General features: G+C 35.1%; 7 protein-coding genes. All 7 read left to right on the top strand.

The annotated features are described in order from the left end of the window. The first annotated feature begins 88 nt into the window (after positions 1 to 88). Positions 89 to 1,084: an AAA family ATPase gene (locus HMPREF9420_RS01550; RefSeq protein ID WP_007133625.1), complete on the top strand. Its 996-nt coding sequence runs from the start codon at positions 89 to 91 to the stop codon at positions 1,082 to 1,084. Continuing rightward, complete coding sequence (locus HMPREF9420_RS01545) at positions 1,084 to 1,953, top strand: DUF58 domain-containing protein (protein WP_007133624.1); 870 nt, start codon at positions 1,084 to 1,086, stop codon at positions 1,951 to 1,953. The genes HMPREF9420_RS01550 and HMPREF9420_RS01545 overlap by 1 nt, the downstream gene beginning before the upstream one ends. Beyond that, positions 1,954 to 3,033 carry a BatD family protein gene (locus HMPREF9420_RS01540; protein ID WP_007133623.1) on the top strand — a complete coding sequence of 360 codons (1,080 nt, stop codon included), beginning with the start codon at positions 1,954 to 1,956 and terminating at the stop codon, positions 3,031 to 3,033. Positions 3,034 to 3,035: 2 nt separating this feature from the next. Continuing rightward, positions 3,036 to 4,034, top strand: coding sequence for a vWA domain-containing protein (locus HMPREF9420_RS01535; protein ID WP_007133622.1), 999 nt, complete (start codon positions 3,036 to 3,038; stop codon positions 4,032 to 4,034). Positions 4,035 to 4,045: 11 nt separating this feature from the next. Continuing rightward, a complete protein-coding gene (locus HMPREF9420_RS01530; protein WP_007133621.1) occupies positions 4,046 to 5,068 on the top strand; it encodes a vWA domain-containing protein in 1,023 nt (340 codons plus the stop codon). 2 nt (positions 5,069 to 5,070) lie between these two features. Continuing rightward, complete coding sequence (locus HMPREF9420_RS01525) at positions 5,071 to 5,772, top strand: tetratricopeptide repeat protein (protein WP_044078673.1); 702 nt, start codon at positions 5,071 to 5,073, stop codon at positions 5,770 to 5,772. Between the two features lie 19 nt (positions 5,773 to 5,791). Then, positions 5,792 to 6,074, top strand: a 283-nt coding sequence (locus tag HMPREF9420_RS01520) for a BatD family protein (protein WP_007133619.1), incomplete at its 3' end; no start/stop codon positions are given.

Here is a 6,074-nt window from a genome sequence, read left to right as displayed (position 1 = left end):
AATATAATTTAGTTGCATATATTATATTCTCTTATTGATTTATTGTATTTTTGCGTTCACAAAATATTAATAGTCAAATATTCTAATTATGGCAGAAACGATTGATATTCGCGAACTGAATATATTAATAGAACAGCAAAGTGGGTTTGTAACCAACCTTGTTGCCGGTATGGATCGAGTGATTGTTGGACAAAAGCATTTAGTAGATGCTTTGTTGATTTCGTTGTTAAGTGATGGACATGTCCTCTTAGAAGGTGTTCCAGGATTGGCAAAGACACTGGCAATAAAGACACTTGCCCAATTGATAGATGCTGATTTCAGTCGTATTCAATTTACTCCTGACTTGCTTCCTGCTGACGTTGTCGGAACACAAATATATTCACAAAAAGATGAAAGCTTTCATGTGAAGAAAGGTCCTGTGTTTGCAAACTTTGTATTGGCAGATGAAATTAACCGCGCACCAGCTAAAGTGCAGAGTGCTTTGCTTGAAGCGATGCAGGAACACCAAGTAACTATTGGTGAGAAGACATTCTTTTTGCCAAAGCCTTTCTTGGTTATGGCTACACAGAATCCTATCGAGCAGGAAGGTACTTATCAGCTCCCAGAAGCTCAGGTTGACCGTTTCATGCTGAAAGTTGTAATCGACTATCCTACATTAGAAGAAGAAAAGCTTATTATCAGAGAGAATATCGCAAATCAATTCCCTGTTGTAAAACCAGTTATTAGTGCAGAAGAGATTATAAATGCGCGTGAAGTCGTTAATCAAGTTTATCTTGATGATAAGATTGCACAGTATATTGCCGATATTGTTTTTGCCAGTAGGTATCCAGAACGCTATGGTCTGAACGAACTTAAAGATTTAATAACTTATGGAGGAAGTCCTCGTGCAAGTATCAATTTGGCTAAGGCCAGTCGTGCGTATGCATTTATTAAACACAGAGGATATGTTGTTCCAGAAGATATTCGTGCTGTGGTTCATGATGTGTTGCGTCATCGTATAGGACTTTCATACGAAGCAGAGGCCAGCAATGTCAATGCCGAAGAGATTATTTCAAAAATCGTAAATAAGGTTGAGGTGCCTTGATGGAAACATCAGAGATTATAAAGAAGGTAAGAAAGATTGAGATAAAGACCCGTGGTCTAAGTCAAAATATATTTGCTGGACAGTATCATTCAGCCTTTAAAGGTCGTGGTATGGCTTTCAGTGAGGTGCGAGAGTATCAGTATGGTGACGATGTTCGTGATATTGATTGGAATGTTACAGCTCGTTTTCATCATCCTTATGTGAAGGTGTTTGAAGAAGAACGCGAACTGACAGTTATGCTTTTAGTTGATGTCAGCGGTTCGCTTAACTTCGGAACAGTGCATCAAACTAAGCGTGAAATGGTCACCGAGATAGCTGCAACAATGGCTTTTAGCGCTATACAAAACAATGATAAGATTGGTGTTATCTTTTTTTCAGACCATATCGAGAAATATATACCTCCTAAAAAGGGGCGTCATCATATACTATATATAATTCGTGAGCTTTTAGATTTCAAACCAAAGAGTGCTCGGACAGATATAGGTATGGCAGTTTCTTATCTTACACGGATGATGAAACGCCGTGCTACAGTCTTCCTTTTGAGTGACTTCTATACGCAAGAAGATTTTAGTAAGGCTGTACAAATAGCCAATTCGAAACACGATATGATAGCAGTTCAGGTGTATGACCCTCGCGCTAAAACATTACCAAATATAGGGTTGATGAAAGTTAAGGATGCAGAAACTGGTCATGAAATGATTATTGATACAGGTTCTGCCAAGCTTCGACAGGCACATACACAATATTGGCTTGAACGTCAAGCTATGCTTCGCGAGCTATTCTCTAAGAGTAAAGTTGATTGGACTTCGGTAGCAACGAATGAAGACTTTACAAAGGCGTTGATGCTACTATTCAAGAAAAGAGCATAAATGAAGATATTAAAATTTATATTCATCATATTTTTTACTTTGTGTTCAACGATATGTTCTGCACAGAAGGTTTTTGTTGATCAAAGTATTGATTCTGTTTCAATTCTTATCGGTCAGCAAACACACTTAACTTTGTCAGTTACGGCGAAGCCAGGTAGTCGTATAGTTTGGCCAAAAGTAAAGACGTCACACTTTCTTGTTCCAGGAATAGAAATTCTAAAGCAGCAGAATATAGTTTCCTCCGAGAGTGATGGAATGAAAAAGTTTAGCCGAATTTATACGTTGACAAGTTTTGATGAGAAACTTTATTCTGTTCCGGCGTTAGAAATTAAAGTCGACGGAAAGTCATATATTGGTAAACAATTAGCATTAAAAGTAATGACTGTTCCCGTTGACACGTTGCATCCAAATAAGTTTTACCCAGCAAAAGGGGTACAAGACAACCCTTTCTTGTGGAAAGAATGGAGCTTACCATTTTGGTTAAGTATTCTTTTCATTATGCTTTGTCTACTGACAGTTTATTTTATTGTTAGGTTAAAGCAAAATAAACCGATTGTGGCACGAGTTAAAATAGTTAAGTTTGTGCCTGCACATCAAAAAGCTTTAAAGGCGATAGAAGACATTAAAGCTGAACATATGATGACATCGCAAGATCAGAAAGAGTATTATACACGTCTTACTGATGCTTTGCGACAGTATATAAAGGAACGTTTTGGCTTCAATGCTAAGGAGATGACAAGTAGTGAAATTATCTATTTGTTGCAGAAGGCTGGTGATCAAAAGGGTATAGATGAGCTTCGTGAGTTATTTACTACTGCAGATTTAGTAAAATTTGCTAAGTATAATGCACTAATTAATGAAAATGATTTGAATTTGGTTAACGCAGCTAAGTTTATCAATGATACAAAATCGGAGACACAAGAAATAGAGAAACGTGTAGTTCCAGAGTTAACAGCACAGGAGCAGTTGACAAAGAAGAATCGTCTTTGGTTAAAGTTCACAATATATTCACTTATTGTTGTTCTCATGAGTCTTGTTATATATATATTATATTTAATTACAGAATTGTTAGGATTTTAATCATGGAATTTGCAAATAAAGAATATTTCTTACTGTTGATTTTGTTGATACCCTACATTCTGTGGTATTTCCTATACAAGAATAAGCGGGAACCAACGATGTTGATGAGCGATACTTTTGCCTATCGTTATGCACCAAAGAGTTGGAAGATGAAGCTTATCAACTTGCCAATGGTATTGCGGTGTTTAGCTTTTATATTCATAGTTATTGTGATGGCACATCCACAAACGCATACTTCATGGGGTAACAAGCAAGTAGAAGGAATTGATATTATGCTTGCAATGGATGTTTCTACATCGATGTTGGCAGAGGATTTAAAGCCAAATCGTTTAGAAGCAGCAAAAAATGTTGCTTCAGAGTTTATATCTGATAGGCCGAATGATAATATAGGCTTAACGATTTTTGCAGGTGAAGCCTTTACGCAATGCCCAATGACTACCGACCATGCATCGCTGATTAATATGTTGAGAAGTGTTAGGACAGATATCGCTGCACGAGGTCTTATTTCGGATGGAACTGCTATTGGAATGGGATTAGCTAATGCGGTTAGTCGTTTAAAGGATTCGAAAGCAAAAAGTAAGGTTGTAATACTTTTGACTGATGGTAGTAACAATATGGGAGACATATCTCCGTTAACCAGTGCTCAGATTGCAAAGAGTTTAGGAATTCGTGTATATACTATTGGTGTTGGTACAAATAAGGTTGCTCCTTATCCCATGCCTGTTGCAGGTGGAGTGCAATATGTCAATATTCCTGTAGAAATAGATAGTAAGACTCTAAAAAATATAGCAGAAACAACAGATGGTAATTATTATAGAGCTACAAGCAATAATCAATTGAAACAAATTTATAAGGATATTGATAAGTTGGAGAAAAGTAAGATAGATATGAAGAAATACTCTAAATCTTACGAAGCTTATCAACCTTTCGCTATAATAGCGCTTCTTATTTTATTGTGTGAAGTGATTCTGCGTACAGTAGTATTTAGGAGAATACCATAAAAAGATATATCATGCTGAGATTTGAAGACCCTATATATTTATGGATGCTGCTCATCATTCCTATCCTTGTATTGATGAGATTTATTGTCTGGAGAAAGCGCAAACGTAATCTGAGAAAGCTTGGTGATCCTTCTTTATTGAAGGAAATGATGCCAGATGTTTCTAAATATCGTCCGACGATAAAGTTTTGTTTACTTCTTTCTGCGATTACAATCTTAATATTTATGATTGCTCGCCCTCAGGTAGGATCCAAGATTTCACATGAAAAACGTGAAGGAATTGAGGTTCTTATTGCATTGGATATAAGCAATTCTATGATGGCGCAAGACGTTATTCCATCACGATTGGAGAAGAGTAAACTCTTAATAGAGGATCTTGTTGATCATTTTACAAATGATAAAGTAGGCTTAGTTGTTTTTGCTGGAGATGCATTTGTGCAATTACCAATAACAAATGATTATGTTTCTGCTAAAATGTTTCTTCAAAATATTAATCCTTCTTTAATAACAACTCAAGGTACAGATTTGGCACGTGCAATTAGTTTGAGCCAAAGTTGCTTTACACAAAGAGAACACATCGGTAGAGCTATTATAGTGATAACTGATGGTGAAGATCATGAAGGAGGAGCACTTGAAGCTGCTCGTGAAGCATATAAGAAGGGGATAAACGTGTTTATTTTAGGAGTTGGAACATCTAAAGGAGCACCTATTCCAGATGGTAATGGAGGATATTTGAAAGATAATAGTGGACAAACAGTATTGTCTACACTTAATGAACAAATGTGTCAGCAAGTGGCAAAAGCTGGTAATGGTGTTTATATTCATGTTGATAATACAAGTGATGCACAAGAAAAATTAAACAAAGAGCTTTCGAAGTTACAATCGGGTATATCAGATACTGTGGTTTATAGTGAATATAATGAACAATTTCAAATTTTTGGGATTATTCTTTTGTTATTGTTAATTGTGGAAACAATATTGTTGGAGTCGAGAAATCCTTTGTTCAAACAGATTAATCTATTTAGGGATAAATAAATATGAGATATTGTCATTTTATATTTTTATTGTTTTTTTCTATGTTTAGTATCTTCTGTAAGGCACAGACGGATAGACAGTTGATAAGAAAAGGTAATCGTGAATTCCAAAAGAAGAACTATGTAAATGCTGAAATAGAATTTCGTAAGGCAATTGCATTCAATCCAACTAACCCGCAAGCACTTTATAATCTTGGAACGGCATTATTAATGCAAAAGAAAGACTCTGTTGCAATAAAAATGTTACAGAAAGCTTGTAAGGTTGAAAAAAATGAGGTTCGAAAGGCACAATGTTTTCATAATATAGGATATATTTGCCAATCTCATCAAATGTATGTAGAAGCAATACAAGCATACAAGGAAGCTTTGCGTCATAACCCCAATGATGATGAGACACGTTATAATTTAGCTCTTTGTAAAAAGCTGCTGAAAAATAATCCTCAAAAAGATAAAAAACAAAATCAAAATAGTAAAAATAAAGATAAAGATAAAGAAAAAAGTAAGAAGGATAAGGAAAATAAAGATAACCAACAAGATAAAAATGAAAAAAAGGATAAAAAGCAGAATCCTAAAGAGAATCAAATGAGTAAAGAGAATGCAGAGCAATTACTAAATGCTGCTCTTCAAGATGAGAAAGCTACACAACAGCGTATATCGAAAGCCATTCAACAGTCAAGTCGTAGAAAACTACAAAAGAATTGGTAATATTTAATCGTTGAGAAAAATGAAAAAGAATTCTAAACTCTTTATATTTCTATTATTGACTTTTGTTTGTTGCAATAAACTTGTTGCACAAAAAATTACAATAAGTATTCCCGAGAAGGTTTATGTTGGAGAAAACTTTAGATTATCTTATACTATAAATTCTCAAGATGTAGAGAACTTTCATGCTGGAACGGTACCTTCTGGAATAGAAATTATTGCAGGTCCTTATACTTCTCAGCAATCAAGTTACCAAATGGTTAATGGACATACAAGTTCTTCATCTTTGATAACTTTTACATATA

The sequence above is a fragment of the Segatella salivae DSM 15606 genome, assembly GCF_000185845.1.
Lineage (GTDB): Bacteria > Bacteroidota > Bacteroidia > Bacteroidales > Bacteroidaceae > Prevotella > Prevotella salivae.
This window is presented reverse-complemented; position numbering and strand designations above follow the sequence as displayed.

Coding starts and splice junctions, on each gene's coding strand:
- HMPREF9420_RS01535 (WP_007133622.1), top strand. CDS start 3,036: ATGGAATTTGCAAATAAAGAATATTTCTTACTGTTGATTTTGTTGATA.
- HMPREF9420_RS01525 (WP_044078673.1), top strand. CDS start 5,071: ATGAGATATTGTCATTTTATATTTTTATTGTTTTTTTCTATGTTTAGT.
- HMPREF9420_RS01545 (WP_007133624.1), top strand. CDS start 1,084: ATGGAAACATCAGAGATTATAAAGAAGGTAAGAAAGATTGAGATAAAG.
- HMPREF9420_RS01540 (WP_007133623.1), top strand. CDS start 1,954: ATGAAGATATTAAAATTTATATTCATCATATTTTTTACTTTGTGTTCA.
- HMPREF9420_RS01530 (WP_007133621.1), top strand. CDS start 4,046: ATGCTGAGATTTGAAGACCCTATATATTTATGGATGCTGCTCATCATT.
- HMPREF9420_RS01550 (WP_007133625.1), top strand. CDS start 89: ATGGCAGAAACGATTGATATTCGCGAACTGAATATATTAATAGAACAG.